This is a genomic window from Bacteroidales bacterium (assembly GCA_016707785.1).
In the GTDB taxonomy this organism is placed as follows: Bacteria; Bacteroidota; Bacteroidia; order Bacteroidales; family UBA4417; genus UBA4417.
This window is the reverse complement of sequence record JADJGZ010000019.1, coordinates 43,257-66,496: the sequence shown is the minus strand read 5'-3', so window position 1 is coordinate 66,496 and position 23,240 is coordinate 43,257. Positions and strand designations below refer to the sequence as shown.

17 protein-coding genes are annotated in these 23,240 nt (G+C 41.8%); 15 read left to right on the top strand and 2 right to left on the bottom strand.

The window, feature by feature from the left end:
- The first annotated feature begins 15 nt into the window (after window positions 1–15).
- From IPH84_12045 to IPH84_11995, 11 genes are all read left to right on the top strand, one after another.
- Complete coding sequence (locus tag IPH84_12045) at window positions 16–3,186, top strand: response regulator (GenBank protein ID MBK7173939.1); 3,171 nt, start codon at window positions 16–18, stop codon at window positions 3,184–3,186.
- Between the two features lie 59 nt (window positions 3,187–3,245).
- Window positions 3,246–4,169, top strand: coding sequence for a glycosyltransferase family 2 protein (locus IPH84_12040; GenBank protein MBK7173938.1), 924 nt, complete (start codon window positions 3,246–3,248; stop codon window positions 4,167–4,169).
- Window positions 4,170–4,204: 35 nt separating this feature from the next.
- Entirely contained in the window at window positions 4,205–5,407 is a 1,203-nt protein-coding gene (locus IPH84_12035; protein ID MBK7173937.1) for a glycosyltransferase family 2 protein, read from the top strand.
- A 12-nt stretch (window positions 5,408–5,419) separates the two neighbouring features.
- On the top strand, window positions 5,420–6,577 hold the full coding sequence (locus IPH84_12030) for a glycosyltransferase family 4 protein (protein MBK7173936.1): 1,158 nt from the start codon (window positions 5,420–5,422) through the stop codon (window positions 6,575–6,577).
- A 1-nt stretch (window position 6,578) separates the two neighbouring features.
- A complete protein-coding gene (locus IPH84_12025) occupies window positions 6,579–7,772 on the top strand; it encodes a glycosyltransferase (GenBank protein MBK7173935.1) in 1,194 nt (397 codons plus the stop codon).
- Window positions 7,773–7,825: 53 nt separating this feature from the next.
- On the top strand, window positions 7,826–8,434 hold the full coding sequence (locus tag IPH84_12020; GenBank protein ID MBK7173934.1) for an acyltransferase: 609 nt from the start codon (window positions 7,826–7,828) through the stop codon (window positions 8,432–8,434).
- Between the two features lie 94 nt (window positions 8,435–8,528).
- Entirely contained in the window at window positions 8,529–9,770 is a 1,242-nt protein-coding gene (locus IPH84_12015) for an acyltransferase (GenBank protein MBK7173933.1), read from the top strand.
- Between the two features lie 34 nt (window positions 9,771–9,804).
- Window positions 9,805–10,854, top strand: coding sequence for an acyltransferase (locus IPH84_12010; GenBank protein MBK7173932.1), 1,050 nt, complete (start codon window positions 9,805–9,807; stop codon window positions 10,852–10,854).
- Window positions 10,851–11,630: an FkbM family methyltransferase gene (locus IPH84_12005; GenBank protein ID MBK7173931.1), complete on the top strand. Its 780-nt coding sequence runs from the start codon at window positions 10,851–10,853 to the stop codon at window positions 11,628–11,630. The genes IPH84_12010 and IPH84_12005 overlap by 4 nt, the downstream gene beginning before the upstream one ends.
- Before the next feature lie 11 nt (window positions 11,631–11,641).
- On the top strand, window positions 11,642–12,829 hold the full coding sequence (locus IPH84_12000) for a glycosyltransferase family 2 protein (protein MBK7173930.1): 1,188 nt from the start codon (window positions 11,642–11,644) through the stop codon (window positions 12,827–12,829).
- A gap of 16 nt (window positions 12,830–12,845) precedes the next feature.
- Window positions 12,846–14,516 (top strand): T9SS type A sorting domain-containing protein, encoded by a 1,671-nt coding sequence (locus tag IPH84_11995; protein ID MBK7173929.1) that lies wholly within the window; start codon window positions 12,846–12,848, stop codon window positions 14,514–14,516.
- Between the two features lie 51 nt (window positions 14,517–14,567).
- On the opposite strand, the gene IPH84_11990 is transcribed toward IPH84_11995, so the two are convergent.
- Complete coding sequence (locus IPH84_11990) at window positions 14,568–15,005, bottom strand: response regulator (protein MBK7173928.1); 438 nt, start codon at window positions 15,003–15,005, stop codon at window positions 14,568–14,570.
- A 285-nt stretch (window positions 15,006–15,290) separates the two neighbouring features.
- Between IPH84_11990 and IPH84_11985 the strand changes: the two genes are divergently transcribed.
- Entirely contained in the window at window positions 15,291–15,794 is a 504-nt protein-coding gene (locus IPH84_11985) for a GAF domain-containing protein (protein ID MBK7173927.1), read from the top strand.
- Window positions 15,795–15,819: 25 nt separating this feature from the next.
- Entirely contained in the window at window positions 15,820–17,352 is a 1,533-nt protein-coding gene (locus tag IPH84_11980; GenBank protein MBK7173926.1) for a response regulator, read from the top strand.
- A gap of 77 nt (window positions 17,353–17,429) precedes the next feature.
- Here IPH84_11980 and IPH84_11975 read toward each other — a convergent pair whose 3' ends face one another.
- Entirely contained in the window at window positions 17,430–17,792 is a 363-nt protein-coding gene (locus IPH84_11975; GenBank protein ID MBK7173925.1) for a hypothetical protein, read from the bottom strand.
- A 241-nt stretch (window positions 17,793–18,033) separates the two neighbouring features.
- Between IPH84_11975 and IPH84_11970 the strand changes: the two genes are divergently transcribed.
- Window positions 18,034–19,170, top strand: a complete 1,137-nt coding sequence (locus IPH84_11970) for an FIST C-terminal domain-containing protein (protein MBK7173924.1) — start codon at window positions 18,034–18,036, stop codon at window positions 19,168–19,170.
- Window position 19,171: 1 nt separating this feature from the next.
- On the top strand, window positions 19,172–23,236 hold the full coding sequence (locus IPH84_11965) for a PAS domain S-box protein (GenBank protein MBK7173923.1): 4,065 nt from the start codon (window positions 19,172–19,174) through the stop codon (window positions 23,234–23,236).
- Window positions 23,237–23,240 lie beyond the last annotated feature (4 nt).

Sequence of the window (23,240 nt, the reverse complement as noted above, 5' to 3'; positions counted from 1 at the left end):
AACTCTCTGATAACAATGACACTACGAAACAAAATCATTTTCCTGGTAATCGGGTGTTTCGTCATCTTCATAGGCTCTCTGGTGATCTTTAAGGAGACACAGATGAGGCAGAATGACTTGATAATACGATCAGCCCTGGATCAGCAGGAGATGATCGTAAATAATGCGATTGAAGGTAAAACAGATCAATTGCACCAGATTGTTGTGGATTATTCCAACTGGGATGACATCATCGTTCACCTCAGTCAAATTGACAGAGGATGGGCTAATGATAATATTGCCTCTATTATCAACTCTTTCAAACTTCATTCTGTTGGCGTCTTCAATATAGAAAACCAGCTTATCTATGGCTTTGGTGTTTACCCAAAGGAAATGCTGGGCAATGACCAGGAGAAGAAAGAGATTATAAAGAATCTGAAGAAAACAGGTTTCATTCATTATTACCGGAAAATTCCTGAAGGCATTCTTGAAGTTTCAGCTGCCACTATTCATCCTACTTTGGATACTGCCAGGACTACTCCTGCAGCAGGTTATTTTTATGCCAGTAAATTATGGGATCAGCGATTTTTTTCTGAACTCTCGAAGAATACCGGCTGTATCGTAATGATGGAAAATGCTGATTATGAAGTCGACAACACTGGAAGCGGGAAGTCTATCAATACCTCACTTAAACTTCATGACCATAATAAAGTAACTATCAGTACACTGGTTTTTCAAAAGCCAAATAAACAGCTGGCATTGATTCATAAGATCAGTGATTTTGTGATGTATTTCCTGGCGATCCTTTTGCTATCCATCCTTGTAATATTCTTCTATATTCTTTTCCGTTGGATCAGGCGACCACTGATGATCATTTCTGAGACCCTGAAACGGGGAGATACATATATGCTCGGTTCATTGCAAAGCAAGAATGATGAGTTCAACCAGATCGCTAACCTGATTATTACTTTTAATCAGCAGCGAAAGGAACTTGAACTTGAAAATGCCGAAAGGCGGATGATTCAACTGCAAATGACCAAACAGAGTGACCTGTTGCAGGGGCTGGCAGAAGCGTCCTACAGGCTGCTTACTATTGTTGAACTGGAAGAAGCCATCCAGAAATCATTTGATGCTGTTGTAGATAAATCGAATGTCGACAGGATTTTCATCTTCAAAAATGTATACGACAGCGAGAAGGAGACCATGAGAGTGAGGCGTGTTTACGACTGGGTTCACCCTGATTTCAGGGACAAAGTTGTTACTGCCGAATATGAAGAAATTTATTACTCAAATGCAGCCGACAGCCTTTACCCGGTCCTCCAGAAAGGAATGACAGTAAAAGGGGTGCCTGCTGATTTCAGTGCAAGTCTGAAGGAATTATTCGAACATCAATGGGTGAAGTCCATTATTATTGTACCTATCCTCGATCCTGATGAACACACCTTATGGGGATTCACGGGCTTTGCTGATTGTTCTTCCGGACACCTGTGGAATGCTGCAGAAGAAACTGTGCTGGGAATGCTGGCCAACAGTATCGGTGGGGCAATCAGGCGTTACCAGGCACAGCAGGAACTGAAAGATGCTATGGAACTGGCTCGCTCAGCTGACCGGGCTAAATCCAACTTCCTGGCTTCCATGAGTCATGAAATCCGTACACCAATGAACGGAGTAATTGGAATGACCAGTTTGCTCCTTCAGACAAAGCTTTCCGAGACTCAAAGGGAATATGTTGAAACTATTGAGACATCAGGAGATAGCTTACTCAACCTTATCAATGAAATTCTCGACTTCTCCAAGATTGAATCAGGCCATATGCAGCTGGAAGAAAGTGCATTCGACCTGAGGAGTTGTATTGAAGATGTGCTGGACCTCATGGCTCCCAAGATTTTCGAGAAACGGCTTGAGATTATCTATTATCTCGATCCCAATATCCAGCCTTATATTTTTGGGGATGGATTCAGGCTAAGGCAAATCCTTGTGAACCTGATTGGAAATGCCATCAAATTCACCGAGATGGGAGAAATCCTTGTACAGGTAATCCTGGATGACCATGCCGATGATTCCATATTTCTTGAATTCTCTGTTCGTGACACAGGTATTGGGATTCCAGCGGAAAAAATTGAAGCCCTTTTTATGCCCTTCACCCAGGTTGATGCATCTACAACCCGCAAATATGGGGGCTCCGGACTCGGACTTGCCATTTCTGCCAACCTGGTGCACCTCATGGAAGGAAAAATCTGGGTTACCAGTGAACCTGGTGTCGGCTCCGATTTCAGATTCACCATCAAAACCTACTTTACTACCCCGCCACCGGATGAGAATAACCATGTTGAGCAACTAATGAAGATGAGTGGGAAAAAATTGTTGATTGTAGATGATAATTCCACAAACCGGAAAATATTACAGCAGCAGCTTAAAAACTGGAATATTGATTCCATAGCTGTGGAATCAGGCCCGAAAGCCCTTGCATTACTAAACAAAGGCGACAAATTTGATGCATGCCTGCTCGATATGCAGATGCCGGAAATGGATGGGGAAATGCTTGCAAAAGAGATCAGCAAGAAATACTCCAAATCCCAGATGCCTTTGATTATGCTGACTTCTATCGGCATCAATCAAAAGAACCCGGAAATGCAGCAGCTCTTTTCCTATTACCTAAACAAGCCTGTGAAACATTCTCACCTGGCAGAAATCCTGGTTTCAGTCCTTAACCCGGGAAGCAACCACATTTCAGCTCATAAGGACCTCGAACAAGATCTGAAGAATATCTCCATACAATACCCTTTCAGGATACTGATTGCTGAAGACAATTTCATTAATCAGAAACTGATCCGTAACCTGTTTGATGTGCTGGGTTTTAAAACCGACCTGGTAGCTAATGGCCATGAAGCCATTGATGCATTGAAAAGGAAACATTATGACCTCATTTTCATGGATGTACAAATGCCCGAAATGGATGGATATGAGGCTACCCAAAAAATTAAAGAACGCTGGAATCATGATGGGCCTGTTATCATTGCCATGACGGCTAATGCTATGCAGGGGGATAAAGAGAAATGCATTGTTTCCGGTATGGATGATTATATCTCGAAACCATTACGCCTCGAAGACCTTGAAAGAGTCATAAGGTATTGGGGAGAGTTAAAGAACCCGAAATTCTTAAATGTGAGCAACGAAATAGTTACAGTTTTCACTGAAAGTAATTAATAAACAATGAATAAGGAAAGTCGGGGGAGATTTCCCCAATGAAAGACTTTACCACTAAGATTAATAAGATGGATCACCCACTGGTTTCAATCATTACAGTCAATTTCAACCACCCGGAAGTCACCTGTGCGTTGCTTGCCTCCCTTAGGAAGATCACCTATCCTAATATCGAGGTAATTGTGATTGATAATGCTTCTCCCGATGATGATCCTTCTATGATAATTGAGAATTACCCTGAAATCCAATTCATTCAAAGTAAAGTGAACCTTGGTTTTGCAGGGGGTAATAATATCGGAACCCGCATTGCTAAAGGTAAGTACGTACTTTTCATCAATAATGATACTGAAGTTGAACCGGGATTTCTTGAACCTCTTGTCGATAAATGTGAGTCAAATCCATCCATTGGAGGGGTAAGCCCTAAAATCAGGTTCTATTCCAAACCGGATACGATTCAATATTCCGGTTTCACTCCAATAAACCCTTATACCATCAGGAGTAAAGGGGTAGGATTTGGTGAAAAGGATAAGGGCCAGTATGATAAGGATAGTCCGACACCTTTTGTTCATGGAGCTGCTATGATGGTTCCCATGGAAGTGATTAGGAAAGTTGGGATGATGGCAGAGAGTTATTTCCTTTATTATGAAGAACTTGACTGGGGAGCCAGGATACGGAGAGCAGGTTTTGAGCTCTGGTATGTCGGGAATTCCCTCATAATGCATAAAGAATCCATCTCAACAGGGAAATTAAGTCCTTTTAAGACCTACTACATAAACAGGGCACGTCTGCTATACCTGCGAAGGAATGTGGCCGGAGCCCAATTCTTCATTGCATTGTTGTTCCAAACTTTTGTCTCCATCCCTAAAAATATCCTTACCTATCTTTTTAAAGGGGAGATGAAACACCTGGCAGCTTATTCCAGGGCCGTATCATGGCATCTTCAGAACCCATTGCCGGGAGATATACATTCAAACCCGCTTTTATAATGAATCATTCCAAACCATAACTGATGAATCCCTCGATGATAACTTTCCTATATATCCTTGAAATCATCCTGTTAACAGGACTCTCGGTTTCGACACTGTATATATTCGTATTTGCAGTGGCAGGATTTTTCTATCGTCAGCCTGAATATTCCAGGAATCCCAAAATGAGGAAAATTGCTGTCCTGATTCCCGGTTATAAAGAGGATGATGTAATTGTTGATGTGGCTCGGGCTGCACTCAAACAAGATTACCCTTCATCTCTTTTTGATGTAGTGATCATTGCTGATTCCTTCCAACCCGAAACGTTGACTGAATTAAGGACTTTGCCCATCAAGGTGGTGGAAGTAAAATTTGAGAAAAGCACCAAGTCGAAGGCCCTGAATAAAGCCATGGAAGAACTCTCCAATGATTATGAGATTGCCGTGATCCTGGATGCTGATAACCTCATGGCCCTGGATTTCCTGAGTAAAATCAATGCTTCTTTCGAATATAATTATGTGGCTGTGCAGGGACACCGTGCCGCCAAAAATATGGATACAGCATTTGCCATCCTCGATGCCGTTAGTGAAGAAATCAATAACCATATCTTCAGAAAGGGCCATAGGGCATTAGGGCTGTCTTCAGCTATTATTGGCTCAGGAATGGCTTTTCAATACCAATTTTTTAAGGATATGATGGCCACTGTGAAAGCGGTGGGAGGCTTTGACAAAGAACTGGAACTGATCATGTTGAAAGCAGGTTTCACAGTGAATTACCTTCATGATGCCGTTGTACTGGATGAAAAAATCCAGAAAGCAGAAGCATTCAGTAATCAGCGCCGCCGTTGGCTTTCGGCACAGATTTTATACTTCAAAAAGGATATGACGGCCTCCATCAAAGCCCTCATTACGAAAGGAAATGTTGATTATTTCGATAAAGCCTTCCAGTTCATGCAACCCCCAAGGATTTTACTCCTGGGTGCCATGTTACTCCTCGGAATTGTATTCATTGCACTCAATCTGCTCCTGGGGATTCCCGGCTGGATGAATATTGCATGGGCCATTTCTGCTGGACTATGCGTTCTAGCTTTCGTTTTCTCGATCCCCCGTTCCTTTTATACAACGGAAACACTCAGGGCATTGCAGAGTCTGCCAAAAGGCATGTTGCTGATGTTCCTCTCACTACTGAAAATTAAAGGAGCAAATAAACAGTTCATCCATACCAAACATGGTGCTGTAAAACCGGTCAGGAATATTTAAATACCAACCCATATGAAGATTGGAATTGAAGGACAACGTTTATTTCGAAGTAAAAAGCATGGGATGGATATGGTGGCCCTGGAGCTGATTCGTAACCTCCAGCAGATCGACCATGAAAACGAATATGTCATTTTTGTCAAACCCGATGAAGATGACCAGGTAATCAAGGAAACTCCCAACTTCAGGATTGAAAAACTAAGTGGTGGCTTCTATCCCCAATGGGAACAGATCGCCCTTCCAAAGGCAGCCAGGAAAGCCGGTTGCGACATACTTCACTGCACAAGTAATACTGCACCCGTTTTCACGGGAATCCCGCTGGTGGTTACCCTCCATGATATCATCTACATGGAAAGCAGCTACATTAAAATTATGCAGGGAAGTGGCTCCTCATACCAGAAATTCGGCAATATTTACCGAAAGATGGTGGTCCCAAGGATTGTCAAGAGTAGCAAAAAAATTATCACCGTTTCCCACTTCGAAAAGAACCGCATTGCCGATTTCTTCGGAATGAAAGGGGATTCCAGGCTCACCGCGGTATATAACGGTGTAAGTGAACATTTCAAACCCGTTACCGATCCTGCTGAACTTGAAAGGGTCAAGAAAAAATACCGCCTTCCTGACAAATATTTCTTTTTCCTTGGAAATACTGACCCCAAGAAGAATACAAAGGGAACCTTACAGGCCTATTCGAGTTTTGTGAGGAAAGCAGGAAATGACATCAAGCTTCTCATGCTTGATTATGATCGTTCGGAACTGGGGAAAATCCTGGAAGAAATAGGAAATCCCGCATTAATCGACCAGATCAAACTTACCGGTTATGTTGTAAATACTGATCTGCCTGCCATCTACAGCATGTCTGAACTCTTCCTTTATCCTTCACTCAGGGAGAGCTTCGGGATTCCAATGCTGGAGGCTATGGCCAGCGGCACCCCTGTTATTACCTCCAACACATCCTCCATGCCGGAAATTGCAGGTGATGCAGCTGTGATCATGAATCCCTTCAAGCCTTCTGAGATTACTAATGCTATAATTAACCTGCTGAACGACAAGGAGCTGCGCTCAGCAAACATTGAAAAGGGATTTACCCGGGCACGCTATTTCACCTGGAAAAGAATGGCTGAAGAGGTGCTGGATATTTATAAAGAAATTGGCCCACTTAATAAGAAATAAAATGATTAAAGGACAAAATCTGGTCTGTATAAGTAATACAACCTGGTTCGGTGAATATCAGCGTTCCTCGGTGCAGTTGTTATCACGACTCGGCAAGCAGAATACGATTCTGTATGTGGAATATGCTTTCACAATCAAAGACTTGATTTCCGGCATACTGGGAAAGACAAAAGCACCGGTAAAACAAATCCTGGGAATTCAGGACCGGCTTAAGGAAATTGCTACCCATGAAAATGGGAAAGTGGTTAAAATGACCCTGCCACCTGTAATTCCTTTCAACCATTTCAAGAATGACAAGCTTTTCAGGATGGTGCTCAGGATCAATAGCTTCATTATTGCGTCTTCTGTCAGAAAGGCTATGAAAAGGCTCAAAATGAAGGATGCCATCTCCATTACTTCTTTCATGCCATTCTACGGGCTTTTCCTGGCTGGGAAATTAAATGAAAGGCTGAATGTTTACTATTGCTATGACTCTATTGATGGAAAACGCAATGGCCCCAGGGGAAAAGTATATGAAACGGAATATATCGGAAAGACTGACGGTGTAATTGTAACCTCCGATAACCTGGCATCCCAGAAGGCAAGCCTGCACCCCAATATATTCGTTGTGAAAAACGGGGTTGATTTCCGGTTATTCAGGGAAGCTGTAAACGGGATGTCAAAACCGGGGCTTCCAAAGGTGGTATGTTACACCGGAAGTATCGATCAGCGGTTTGAGACTGAGATCATCGAATATTGTATCACAAAGGCTCCCGATTATGAATTCATTTTCGTGGGACCTGTCAGGAATAAAGCAGCTGCAGATACCATCAGCAAATATCCTAATGTGAAACTTCTTCCCCCTGTACCTCCTGAACAAATCCCTGCGATTATGTTCAACAGCCATGTGGGAATCATCCCTTATACCCGTACCCATCTCAATAAAAATGTGTACCCACTGAAAATAAATGAATACCTGGCGGTAGGAACACCTGTTGTCATGACTGACTTTGCCCACCTGCCTGAATTCAGTGGACTGGTTTCCGTTGCTCCTGATAAAGAAAGCTATTTTGAAAAGATTAAACTTGAAGTGGAATCGGACACCCCGGAAAAACAGGCAGGAAGAGTAGCTTTTGCCTCCGAAAACTCATGGGAAAGCCGCACCGAAGCTTTTGCCGATGCATTGCAAAAGATGCTGGACATGAAAAAAAGGTAAAATCAAAACCATCATTAATAAAAGACATTTTACAAAACTTAAAAAATACTAAGATGCTTGATAGTCACCCAAAATTGAAAAAGATCATCCATTACTTGATGATCCATCCTTATGCCACCCGTCCGCGCCTCTGGACCCGGATCCTGGTTTATCCATTTATTATCAAACGTGGAAAAGGCTCCATCATTCGCCGGAAAGCCAGGCTCGACCTGATTCCCAGCAGGAAATTCTCCATTGGATACAGAACCATTATCGAAGATTATACCATCATCAATAATGGGATGGGGGATATCATTATTGGTGACCGTTGTGCTGTTACCTCAAGGGTTAAACTGGTGGGACCAGTCACATTAGGAAATTTTGTAACCATCGGAAGCGGTGCACAGATCACCGGACTCACGCACAATTTTGAAGATGTTACTCGCCCAATCAAGGAACAAGGCGTTTCAGCCAATAAAACGGTGGTGGATGACGATGTATGGATTGGCGGTAATTCAGTGATTATCCAGGGACTGCACATTGGTACGCATTGCATCATTGCTTCCGGAAGTGTGGTTACCCGCGATATACCACCCTATTCGGTGGTTGCAGGAAACCCTGCCAGGATTATCAAGAAATTCAATTTTGAAACCAATAAATGGGAAAAACCGGTCACTAAATAGTCTGACCCGTTTTAATCAAAATCCTTTCCCCTTCTTTCCAGGCATGGAAAAGTGAGAAAGGTTTTTCTTCCTTATTCTTCGACAAAAATACTTTATGGAAAGCAGAAAAATATACTTCCCCGGCCTGAATGGTCTCCGCTTTTGGGCAGCCTTTTTCGTGATTCTGCATCATGTGGAGCAATTCAAACTTTGGCAGGGAATGCCTAATCTTTTCAGGAACAACTTTTTTGAATCTATCGGACACCAGGGCGTTTCATTGTTTTTTGTTCTCAGTGGATTTCTCATCACCTTTCTTTTGTTGGCAGAATATGAGAAAACGCATCATATTGCCGTTAAAAACTTTTATATCAGGCGTATCCTGAGGATCTGGCCTCTGTATTACCTGATCATGTTCATGGGATTGTTCGTCCTGCCCCGGTTTATCAATATCGGCCCTGTAACTGAATTAAATGAGCATTTTTCTCTTAAGGTCCTGCTTTTTGCCTTTATGCTTCCTAATGTGCTTAGGGTAACAGAAGCCCCTATTGTAGGCGCCAACCAGGCATGGTCAGTAGGAGTTGAAGAACAGTTCTATATCCTATGGCCTTTATTGATCCGCACCTTCAGGAAAGTTCTGCTGAAATTCCTCATCATATTCATCGTACTTAAGTTTTCAGTAACGGTATTTATGGCGGTTTCTCTGGATTATGTCCTGAGCCCCGACTACCAGTACATGGTTTACCTGCGAACGGTTCAAAGGTTCTGGGATCTTTTCCAGATTGAGCAGATGTCACTTGGAGCCATTGGTGCCTATGTCCTTTTTTACAAGAAGGAGAAAATCCTGAATGCGATTTATCACCCGATTACACAAATACTTACGGTTGTTGGAATTGTTGTGATCCTTACGGTAAGGTTCAAATTTATCGGGCAAACCTTGTTCGATGCTTTGCTCTTCACCATTCTCATCATGAATGTATCCACCAATGCCAAATGCAGACTGAAACTGGAGAACCCGGTTTATTCCTACCTGGGCAATATTTCCTACGGTATTTACATGTATCATACGATTTGTATTGCACTGGTCTTGACAGTATTGCAAAGAACCGGACTCGATACAGGCAATTTTGTACTCTTCAATGTGCTGATTTATGTTTTCTCAGTCATTCTGACGATCGCCATCGCAAGTCTTTCATACCGATACTTCGAATCCTTCTTCCTGAAACTGAAAGAGCGTTTCATGATTGTGGTAAGTTCCACCCGACGCGAGACTAAAGTTGCATCAGCGAAAGTGATCGCTGATGAATTTCCGGCTTCTCAACCCGGGTTGGCAATGAGTGTAAATCCTGTTAAAGAGTAAATCGGGAGTAATCATCATACTCCAGCCTGAGAAAATGACCATTAAAGATCCTTCCATAGAGACCCTTCGCGGACTGGCCATTATCCTGGTGGTAGCAGGCCATGCAATAGGGGATGGTCCGCAGTATGCTATGAGGGTTTCGGATGATTCCTGGCTCAGGTATTTTAATTACAGCTTCCAGTTTCTCAGGATGCCACTATTTACGGTGATCTCCGGATGGATTTATGCCATGCGCCCTGTAAATTCAACAGACTTCTCAGGTTTTATATCAGGGAAGGCCCGGCGATTACTGGTACCTATGCTTTTCGTAGGGGCCATCTACTATCTCACCCAGCACTTTGTGCCAGGCACAACTTTGAAACATGAGATCTCAGGCATCTGGCGACTGCTGGTTTTCCCTTTTACACTCTACTGGTACCTTCCTTCCCTGTTTTTTGTTTTTCTGATTGTAGCAGGACTGGATATGCTCAAAAAGTTGCAGCCACTGCTGAACTGGTCTGTTGTGCTTATTATCGCAGTGATTATGCTGATCCTCAGGACTTATTTTATCACCGATGAAGCCCCCAACTACCTTAGTTATAAAGGAGTGATCTATTTGCTGCCATTTTTCCTCATTGGAGTGGGCCTCAAACGTTACCCTGATTTATTCAATAACAAGGCAATAACATCACTGGTCTGGATCTGCCTGATCACAGGCGTCGTGATACAGCAACTGGTATGGTATGGAGTGATAGATTACTACATGAGCAAGGGCACCGGAATTGGTCTGATGATTGGACTCAGCGGTGCCATTTTATTGTTGAAAATGAAATTTCATACCAAATACCTGGCATGGCTTGGAGGATTCTCCTATACCATTTACCTTTTTCATGCCTTTGGAACAGCCGGTGCCAGGATCATCTCCACATCACTCGGATTGCATTCCCCTGTTTTGATCGTTATATTTGCAATAACAGCAGGATTATTTTTACCCATTCTTGCTGATAAAATTTTTGACAGGAATTCCCTGACACGACTATTATTACTTGGTCGAAACTATTTATTGACCAGGAAGCTGTTTTCATCTAACCCGGTTTCAGTATGAGAAAATTATGGATATATGCCCGTTATCTGTTTGAATATCTGAAGTTTGGAGATATTAAATCCATCTTCTCTTCCATCAGGTATCTTACTACAAAGAAATCACATAAAAGTGACCGGACCATCCGCACTTCTATGGGGACCTTTTTCTGCAGGAAGAATACCAACGATTTTCAATTTGCAAACCTCATGTACGAATGGAGTGTCAAGGATTTCATCTTTAAAAACCTGGGCGGCCATAACGTATTTATTGATGCCGGTGCATGTGTGGGAGATTATGTGATCCTGCTCTCAAAACACAATATGAGATGTTTTTCGTTCGAACCTATCCCCGAGAATTATGCTGTAATGGTCAGGAATTTTGAGCTGAATGGATTAGGAGATAAGGTAAAATCATTCCCTTTCGGACTTGGAGAAAGCAACAGAAGCGAAAAGTTTGTTTTCAACCCGGTGAATACAGGAGCTTCCCATATTGATCGTGACAATCATTCCGGAAGCTGTCCGGCAGAGATCAGGACCCTGGATTCCCTGTCAAATGAAATTAAAATTGAACTTGATGAGAAAATCCTCATTAAGCTGGATGCTGAAGGTATGGAACCTGAAGCATTGAAAGGCGCCGGGGAATTCCTGGTGAAATACCCTGAAATCACGCTCATTATAGAAGATAAATTTTCTGGCCGGGGACAAATTCAAAGCATCCTCGATCAATTTGCCGTGTTCGAATATGGAACAGTTGATAAATTCAACATGTACGCCCGAAAGATCCGGAACCACACCTAAAAAGAAGTGCGATGACCACATTAAAGATTATTTTCTGGGTACTGCTGTTTATAGTTTTCTATGCTTACATAGGCTATGGAATACTCCTTTTTGTTCTTGTCAGGATGAAAAGACTCCTTGGACTCAAATCAGGCGGTAAGACGGATGCTGATTATGAACCTGATGTTACCTTGTTTATTGCTGCCTACAATGAAAAGGATTTTGTTGCTGAGAAAATCAGGAATTCCCTCGAATTGGATTATCCTAAGGAAAAGCTGCATATGGTCTGGGTTACTGATGGTTCTGATGATGGTACCCCCGATGAACTGAAGAAGTACGAAGGAATCACTGTGCATCATCTGCCGGCACGTAACGGTAAAATTGGTGCAATGAACAGGGGAATGAAGTTTGTTAAAACACCGATTGTGGTATTCTGTGATGCCAATACAATGCTTGGAAAAGAATCGATCAGAAGGATTGTCAAGCTTTTCAGCAATTCCAAAGTGGGATGCGTCTCTGGAGAAAAAAGGATTTTCAGCAAGGAAAAAGATGCTGCAGCCGGAGCCGGGGAAGGACTTTACTGGAAATATGAATCTACCCTGAAAAAATGGGATGCCGAACTTTACTCAGTGGTTGGTGCTGCCGGTGAATTATTTGCCATTCGTACCGAACTCTACCGGGAAGTGGAAAAAGATACCCTCCTCGACGACTTTATCATTTCCCTCCGTGTAGCCCAGGATGGATATACCATTCAATATGACCCCGAAGCTTATGCCATTGAAACGGCTTCAGCAGATGTAAAAGAAGAATTAAAAAGGAAAATCAGGATTTCTGCCGGGGGCATTCAGGCAGTGGTTAGGTTAAGTTCCCTGTTGAATATCTTCAGGTATGGAACCCTGTCATTTCAATATATTTCACACCGTGTGCTTCGCTGGACACTGGCCCCGCTGGCCCTGGCCATATTGTTGCCATTAGGTCTCATTATTGCCCTCAACGAAGGTATCATTTCCACAGGACTCTATAATGTCCTTTTCTGGCTCCAGGTATTGTTTTATTTGGCTGCATTACTGGGTTGGTACCTTGAAAATAAATCCATCAGGATAAAACTTCTGTTTGTCCCTTATTACTTTTTTATCATGAATCTCTCTGTTTTCCTCGGATTGAAAAGGTACCTCAAAAGGACCCAATCTGTCAATTGGGAACGGGCAAAAAGAGGCTAGTAAAGCCTGTCTGACAATGAAAACCGGGAAATATTGGGGAATTATACTATTGGCATTCATAGCCATTCTCCCGATATATAGCTCAGCGCGCAACACCGGTTATTTTATTGATGTCACAACAACACTGGTAGATGGAACACTTGCCCCTTTCAACGAGTTACTGCCGGGGGATACCTTATATATTCAGCCCGGACAACGGCTATTCCTACTGTTACGCAATCTCAAAGGTGAAGCGGATCAACCCATCATCATTATAAATAATGGCGGGCCGGTAATTATTAATACAGACCATTATTTCGGAATTTCCATTCAAAATTGCCGCTATATCCGTTTGACAGGAACCGGCGATCCCGGGACTTTCTATGGCATCAGCATCGAACGTGTTGAAAGCGGAGGTGGGATCGGATTGGGCAGCAAGAGCTCAGACTATGAAATAGATCATGTATCCATTAAAAACTGTATTGCCGGGGGTATCAATGCCAAGACTGATCCCGATTGCAACCTCACAGCCACAAGAGATGTCTTCACACAATACAATACCCTGATCCATGACAATTTTATTTCAGATGTAGGCGATGAGGCAATGTATATTGGCAGTACCAAGTATTTCGGTCAAACAGTCCAGTGCAATGGAAAAGATACCCTGCTATTGCCCTCACTTTTGAAAGGAGTCAGGGTATACAATAATATCATTCAATACTCCGGGATGGATGGAATCCAGGTGAGTTCTGCCTCAGAGGATTGCCAGGTTTATGGGAATCTTGTGATGTACGACAGTCAGAAGGAGATCTTCGGACAAATGTCGGGGATTACAATCGGTGGAGGTTCAAAATGCGATTGTTATAACAATTTCGTAACCCAGGGCAAAGGCAATGGAATCGAAATTCATGGACTGGGCGGATTTCGCATCTTTAATAATATCATCATTGACCCGGGAAGGTATTTCCAACCTGATGATAGCACGAAAATGCGTTATGGGATTTATGTGACTGATGTTTCAGTGCAGCCCGATTCCTCATTTTCTATACTCTTCAATACGATAATCCGGCCCAAATCGGATGGGATCAGGTTTAAGAGTACTATTTCTGCCAATAACCTGATCGCCAACAATGTGATTCTCGATCCCGGGAACTATAGTTATTACGAAAACGGGAATACCAGCTTCAATGGAAATGACAGCTATATAATGATCCCTGATAGCGACAGTGACATCTCCCTGGAAAATAATTTCTTTTCAAGAAATGCCTGGTCAGCAGGCCTGGGAGAAGGAGATTATGCCATTCAACCCGGTTCTCCACTTATTGATAAAGGTTCTTTTAATAACCGGGGAATACTATTCGACTATTTTAATCATCCCAGGCCAATGGGAGTCAGGTTTGATATCGGTGCCAGCGAATATGATCCTGTTCAATCAGTAAATGGGGACGTCACAAATATACTTTCAGGGGTTTATCCTAACCCTGGTGAAAAAATCATCAGAATTTCTTACAGGTTAATGAAAGATGAAAAGGTGAACCTTCGCATTTATAACCTCGTTGGATTTATGATTGAGTCGGGCAGTAAACAATCCCATGCCGGAATGGAAAATTATTTTGAAATAGATATTTCCATGCTGCCTCCGGGAATTTATTTTTATGCCTTGTCCACCTCTCGCAACAGGTCAGAAGGGAAATTTATCAAATTATAAGGAATTTAAACCGCAAGGGTTATCGGAAGGCAATATCTGATTGATGCCTGCTTAAGGAGCAAAGATGAACCGCTTGAAATTCACAAGCATATTCGTAACAGGCCTGCTTTTCTTTCTTTGTACAACTTCTGAATGAATAATATGTATATGGGGCATCAAATGATCCAGTACCAGTTCATCTTTCAGAATGATATCAATCACGGCACGATGACTGGGTTCAACGAATTTTTTGCTGCTTGTCAGTGGCTTCATCACAAGGATTTTCATCCCTGGTTTATGAGTTACCAGTTTCTGAATAACATCAACACCGTTAACCCTGGAAAGATGAGAATCAAGTATTACAAGATCAGGCGTGCTTTCCTCATAAACCTGCAAAAGGCAATCCACACCATTATCAATATGCTTGATATTACTAAAACCGGCTTTCTTCAGAAAACCCATGATCATTGATGCGTAAAAATGATCTTCTTCTACTAAAAGGATATACATATCAATTGTTTTGCTTTGAGAAATCAAATATTATTCCAAACATGTAAATGATTATTAATCAGGTATATACTATAGTAGTCCAGGGAAAGGTATTGTTTTATTTTGAAAAAATAATTCCCGCTTAAAAACGAATCAGTCATCTTAACACATGATTGGGGCTTTTTGTTACAGGGTTTGAATTGAATAATTTTTAATATTACTCCGGTATTCTTAAGTTTGTATGATTACAATTATTGCTTTATGGCAATTAATCCAGGCATCTCATGGTAATTTTAGGGATCTTATATGTCACATTCCATTCCGTATTATAGAGTAATTGGTAAACTGAATCAAATGGGCCGGATTAATTCCGATCCTTTCAGCTTGCCTCAATTGAACAGGGAATTGGAATTGGTTTTCACTGAATTGCCAGGGACACTTCATTGGAATCTATACTTCTGGGATCAGGAAAATGTGACTTTCATTAAAATATCACATGAAAAGCAGGATTCTGTTTCAGGGGATACTGCACTCCAATGTTTTCAACTGGCATCTCAGCATTTCAATGAGGCTGGATATTCATTGCTTAATTCTATTGATGACCCGTTTGCAAGGTTTTTTGAAGAAGAAGCAAATGCCTCATCTATGCTACTCCAGATCCCGCTGAAAAACGGAGATGAGTTGTTGGGCATACTTGCTGTGAGCAGTAGTGAAGAGGATTATTTTTCGGATGATTTGATTGCACTCTTTATCCTTATAGCTTCTTATGCAGCTGGCCTGATAATAAAAAGAGATATCTCCGACGGATAAGAAATCGAAAGCTGAACTGGTATCCATGACTTACAGGCTTTCAACCCTGATTCATAATCTTGAAGCAGGGATCCTGGTTGAAGATGAGCATCGGAGAATTGCCCTTATCAACAAACATTTCTGCAACCTTTTTAAAATCCCGCTGGAACCCGACATGATGCTGGGTATTGATTGCTCCCGGGCTGCAGATGATTCCGGGCATATGTTCAGTAACCCAACGCATTTTTCTCAACGTATCCTCCAAATCATCAGTGAACTGAAACCGGTGATAGGAGAAGAGCTTGAGCTGCCAAACGGCATCTTTTTCGAAAGGGACTATTTGCCTATTATTTCAGGAAACACTTTCTTAGGGCATTTATGGCAATATAAAGACATTACAAACCGGAAAAATGCTGAAAAGGCTTTAAAGAAAGCAACCGAAGCCGCCCAGGCAGCAAGTCTTGCCAAATCAAGGTTCCTGGCCAATATGAGCCATGAGATCAGAACCCCGCTGAATGCCATTGTAGGCATGATCAGGATTCTGGGTGATACAGGCCTGGATGACAAACAACAGATCTTGCTTCGAAATCTCAATACCTCATCGGATAACCTGTTAAGTATTATAACCGATATCCTGGATTTTTCCAAAATTGAATCCGGTGAAATCGATCTCGAAAGAACTGATTTCGATATTCATGAACTCTTTCGGAATATCTATGATACCTATAAATATAAAGCCCGCGAGAAGGATCTTCAATTCGGGATGATTTCAGATCCGGCCATTAAATCCTGCCTTTTAGGCGACCCGGTCAGAATTCAGCAGGTTTTGCAAAACCTCCTGAGTAACGCCATAAAATTTACCTCCGAAGGCAAGGTTGAGATCAGGAATGAATTGCTTGCCATCGAAAATGGTCATTTCAGGATAAAATTCAGTGTTATCGATACCGGGATCGGTGTAAGCCCTGAGAATCAGAAAAAGATTTTCGACAGTTTTAAACAGGAGGATGAAAGTACAACCCGGATCTATGGTGGAACCGGACTGGGCTTAGCCATAAGCAGTCAGCTGGTAGGATTGATGGGAGGGAAATTACAGTTAAATAGCAAGAAAGATTCAGGGAGTACATTTTATTTTACCATTGAACTGCCAATGGGTCTTCAGCCTGCTGTTCAAATCCCCGATAGTACACCTGTTCCAACAAGTGAATCACTCGAAGGAGTCAGGATTCTGCTGGTGGAAGATAATAAGTTCAACCAGTTTATTGCCCAGGCCCTCCTCATGAAATGGGGTGCTGTATCGGATGTGGCTGAAAATGGAAAGAAAGCCATCGAATTAATAGGCAAACATAAGTATGACCTGATATTAATGGATATTCAAATGCCTGAAATGGATGGGATTACAGCTACCTCTTTATTAAGAAATGAAATGAAGATTGAAACCCCTATCCTGGCGCTTACTGCCAATGTAGTAAAAGGTGTGATGGAAAAATGTATCGAAGCCGGAATGGATGGTTATGTGTCCAAACCTTTTGATGCCAATGATTTTTATCGAAAAATTACCAGTGTTTTGGGGGGGAAGTGAACTAAAGTGCCTAGAGTGAGCTAGAGTGAACTAAAGTGCCTAGAGTGAGCTAGAGTGAGCTAGAGTGCCTAAAGTTATTAGAATTGGCCAAAGTGAACACAGGTATTAATTAAGTAAGATTTCCCAATCTCGAAACCCGGCGGTGTCTTCCGGACCCGACGGGGTTTGGATTTATAAGGTTGATTTTCCGATATCACAAACCCGTTGGTGTCTTCCGGCCTGACGTGCAAGCGATTAACAATTTTTGAAGTAGCATACTTCTCAATTCCAAATTCGTTAATCGACATTCTTAATTCAAATCGAATTTTCTTCTCAATTCCAAATTCGTTAATCGACATTCTTAATTTAAATCGAATTTTCTTCTCAATTCCCAATTCGTTAATCGACATTCTTAATTCAAATCGAATTTTCTTCTCAATTCCAAATTCGTTAATCGACATTCTTAAATCAAATCGAATTTTCTTCCAAATTCTGAATTCCTTAATTGTTTAGATCTTCCGAGTGCCTCAGTTTTTCAGTACTATTTACTTCAGGGGATTTTACTCATATAAAAAATAAGATCACTTCAGCTTATTTCACCTCTCAGTGTATTACAAATAGATAGGTAAGTTGATAAATAAAAGGTGAATACTATCTGATAGACAAATTCTCCAGGCTTTTATCAATAAAACCAGTTGGACTATGATCATAAACATTGACAGGAATGGTGACCTTGCTAAATTGAAGGCCTCGATCCTTGCAACTGAATCTGAAGTATCTGTCAGATCTGTAATGGTATTGGCCACTGAAACATTGTCATTGAACCCCGGTAATTTTGATAATTTTTTAAAAGGATTGTCAAAGCCTGTTTTTGGGGGAGTATTCCCACAAGTTTTGACAGAGCTGGAATCAATTTCAACCGGTTTTATCGTGGCAGGCCTGACCCAGGAGGTTTCGACCTTGATACTGGAAAATATCAGTGAAGAAGGTACTGATTTCGATCAGGAATTCGCATTGCCATTTCAGGGTAAGCCCGTTGTTGATAAAACGACTTTCATTTTTGTGGACGGAATGAGCAAAACCATTGCCCCGTTGCTGGACGCTACCTTTAATTATTTCGGATTACAATCGAACTATATCGGAGGAGGTGCCGGTTCAGCCAATTTCACACCTATTCCATGTGTCATTACTCCCAAAGGGATTCTCCAGGATGCGGCTTTATTTGCTTTTGCCGATACAATTAGTGGTGTTGGAGTAGCACATGGATGGCACCCGGTTTCACAGCCCATGAAAATTACTGAATCCAGTTATAATAGTGTTCAATCTATCGACTGGAAACCTGCCAGTGAAGTTTACCTCGATTTTATCGGTAATCAGGAAGGAGAAAAAGGGAAATCTCAATTATTCGAAGAAATCGCCAGGAGTTACCCCTTAGGAATCGTGAAAGTGGCAGATGAATTACTCGTCAGAGACCCTGTTCAAACCATGAATAAATCCATGATCTGCCTGGGTGAATTACCAGTTAATTCATTCGTATATGTTTTGAAAGGAGATGCTGAATCCTTGCTGGCTGGTACTGCCAAGTCAAGGAGTATTGCAGAAAATGTTTTCAGGGAAACCAAATCCATGGTTCCGGGGAAACAGAATACTGTCACCTTTTTTATAGATTGTATCACACGGGCTCAATTTCTCGGTGATAAGTTTACTGAAGAACTGCGGATCGCAGCAGGGGAAACCCGGCTGATTGGAGCCCTTTCTTTAGGTGAAATAGCCAATTCAGGGCATGATTACCTTGAGTTTTATAATAAAACTTCTGTAGTTGGAATATTTGAAGGATAAGATGGAAAATTATATCTGGAACCAGGTGCTGCTTGAACTTGCCCTCTCTGTTGGAGGGGAGCTGGACTTGAATAAGACACTCAAGAAATCTACCCACGCTTTCCTAAAGAAATTAGGATGTACTATGGTTAGCGTGAGCCGCCTGGAAAAAGACAGCTTCAAACCTATCTATTCAGTTCCTTATTTCATAAAGGAAGATTCAGTTCATAAGTCATTAATAGGAGAGCTTGTTAGTAAATTACATGCTGAAGGCGGAAACAGTCAATATTGCCAGGTTTATAAAGAAGAATATTATTACGGATTTGTCCTGGATTCATTTGGTCTGCTGGTATTAGGCAGGGCAACAGAATTCAAATACAACCAGATCAAGGACCTTGAACCTATTGTCAAATTGCTGGCCCAATCCTGCATGGCGGCCTGCGAAGTCATGAGGCGCATTTCTGCAGAAGAAAAACTTCAAAGTGAGAAAATCCTTCTGAATACAATCATTAATAACATTCCTGATCCAATTTACTTCAAGGACCTGCATGGAAGGAAAACCATGCTCAACCATGCTGAAGCCGAATTATTGGGGATGTCAGCGATTGAAGAAGTGATAGGTAAGAAAGATGCTGATTTTTATCCAAAGGATATCGTTCAGATCACAGAAGCAGAAGATCAGCAGATTATCAAAACAAAAGAACCCATCCTGAACCGGGAAGCATGCCTGCTTACTCCATCAGGAGAAAAAAAATGGCTCATCGGCAATAAAATACCCCAGTTGGATGCTGATGGAAACGTGATTGGAATAGTTGGAATCAGTCATGATATCACCCAACGAAAAAAATCAGAAGAAGATTTCAGGGAAAATGCCGACAAATACCAGGCAATCTTTAATTCATTCCTTGATCTGTACTATCGTTCCGACGTAAAAGGAAATATCCTGGAACTTTCTCCATCGGTTTATAAACTATCCGGTTATCACGCTGAGGAACTTATCGGTAAAACAGTTGATGTAGTTTATGCTGATATCGAGAGTCGGAATAAAATGCTTAAACTCCTTTTCGAAAAAGGGGTTATTAACGATTATGAAAACTTACTGATACAGAAGGATGGTACGAAGCTTTCAGTCTCTATTACCAGCCACCTGATCAAAGATGAAAATGGTAATCCCGCTTTTATTGAAGGAACCATAAGAGATATCTCCGAAAGGAAAAGAGCCGAGCAGATTGTGCGTGTAAGTGATGAACGTTGGCAGTTTGCCCTGGAGGGATCCGGTGATGGGGTTTGGGACTGGAACATTCTAACCAATGATGTATTCTTCTCCCGGCAATGGAAAGCCATGCTGGGGTATGAGGAATCTGAAATAGGCCACATAATCGATGAATGGGAAAGCCGGATTCATCCTGATGACAGGAAAAGGGTTACCACCGATCTCCACAACCATTTCAACAGTAAAGCCCCGTACTTCATTAATGAGCATCGGGTTCAATGTAAGGATGGTTCCTATAAATGGATACTTGCCAGGGGCAAAGTAATACATACAGTCTCAGGCGATGAATCGGACAGGGTACTGGGAACTTTCACCGATATCACTAATCGAAAGCAGGCCGAAGAAAAACTGAATAAGCTCAGTAACCTGCAAAATCTGCTCACTCATCTTGCGACAGATTTCATCAATATCCCGATTGAAAACAGTGCTGAAGCCGTAAATCAATTGCTTTCCCTTATCGGGGTACAACTGGAAGTTGATAGGGTCTATATCTTCGATTATGATGAACTTTCTGACACCATGTCGAATACATTTGAATGGTGTGGAAAAGGAATTAGCCCGGAAATAGAGAATCTTCAGGAAATCCCGAATGAACTGATTCCTGAATGGGTATCCACCCATCGGTCCGGTGAAATCATGACCATCCCTGATGTCAATGAGTTACCGCAAGGCAGCAATTTGCGAAATATCCTGGAACCACAAGGCATCAAAACCCTGATCACCATTCCTATGATGTTCAAAAATGAATGCCTGGGATTCGTAGGTTTTGATTCTGTAAAAATGATCAGGGTCTGGAATAAAGAAGAAATTACCTTCCTTCGCGTTCTGGCCGACCTGTTAAGTAATGTAAAAGATAGGAAACGTACCGAAGAGGCCCTCAGAAAACGGGAGGCTTACCTGAAGGCAATATTTAATAACATCCCTTACCAAATGTGGCTAAAGGACACAAAAGGTAAATTCCTGGCAGTTAATGAAGCTTTCGTAAATACTTTTGAGCTGGATTCCATCGATTCTACCATTGGAAAAACGGTGGAAGACCTCTGGGAACCAGAAGTAGCCGGTCATTTCAGAGAACAGGATGAAGAAGTGATGAAGTCATCGAAATTGATGACCATTGAAGAGAGGTTAGAGGTTAAAGGCAATAAAAGATGGTATGAAATTTACAGAGCCCCAATTCTCGACGAAAAAGGTGAATTGCTGGGGACTACAGGTATTGCCCGCGATATCACCAACAGGAAAGATGCCGATCGGGAACTGAAAAAAGCGACAGAAGCCGCAGAATCAGCAAATAGCGCCAAATCCAGGTTCCTGGCCAATATGAGCCATGAAATACGAACACCTCTGAATGCTATTATCGGGATGATTAATATGCTCGACAATACGCATCTGGACGACCCACAGAAAAAAATATTGAGGAACCTTAATTCCTCTTCTGATAGCCTGTTCAATATCATCAATGATATACTCGATTTCTCGAAAATTGAATCAGGTCAGCTGGAATTGGAAAAAACAGAGTTTTATATCAAAGATGTCGTCAAGAAAGTATTTGACACCCAGGAATATAAAGCTGAAGATAAAAATATTGAATTCAATTATACCATTGATGCCAATATCTCCCCCATGCTTACCGGTGACCCATTGCGCTTGCAGCAAGTCCTGGTGAACCTGGTTAGCAATGCTATTAAATTTACACGTGAAGGTAGGGTTGACTTGAAATGTAAGCTACTTTCCAAGGAAAAAGGTTCCAACAGGATCAAATTTGCTGTGGAAGATACCGGTATTGGTATCAACCCTGATCATTTATCAAAGATATTCGAGAGTTTCCAGCAGGAAGATGAAAGTATCACCCGTACCTATGGAGGCACCGGACTCGGATTGCCAATCAGTAAACAACTGGTAGAATTGATGGGAGGCTCCATTCATGTTGAAAGCATGAAAGATGTCGGAAGTAAGTTTTACTTTATCATAGAACTCCAGGAAGGAGTGCCTTCAGAAAAAAATACAGTTTGCGAAGTTGTAAAACCCACACAGGAAGCATTGAAGGATACCAGGGTTTTATTGGTTGAGGACAATAAGTTCAACCAGATCATTGCTCAATCATTATTGGAGAAATGGCAAACTAAAATTCAAATTGCCGAAAATGGACAACAAGCTGTCGATATTCTGAAAACAACAGCTTTTGATATCATCCTGATGGATTTGCAAATGCCGGTAATGGATGGTCTCACAGCCAGCAAAATTATCCGTGACCAGTTAAAAATTAACACTCCTATCCTTGCCTTAACTGCCAATGTACTAAAAGGCGTCATTGAAAACTGTGCCGATGCCGGCATGAATGGTTATATCTCCAAACCATTCAACCCCGACGATTTCTATCTGAAAATGCTGTCGCTGATTCAAAATTCTCAACCTGTTAATGGTAAGGAGAAAATAGAAGAACCGTCAGAGAGTCAGTTCATTACCAATGGTTCATACATGGATCTTAGTATTATTTCCAAAATTCTTAAAGGGGATGAAGAACAAGTGACCCGAATGATCAGGAAATTTATTGAGGTGACACCGGCTTATGTGAAAGACCTTGTAAATGCTTATAAGGAGAACAATATTGAAGGTGTTGAGATTTACGCCCATAAAATCAAATCAAGTATCGACCTGGTAGGTAGCATTGAAATGAAGGAAACCATTGGAAAGATTCATGAGTATTGCAAAATGTGGGACCAGCTCCACCAACTGCACAAACTGGTGCCGGAATTCGGGAAACAATACGAAAAACTGATTCTCCAGCTAACTGATGAACTTCAGGTAAGGGCTTAATATT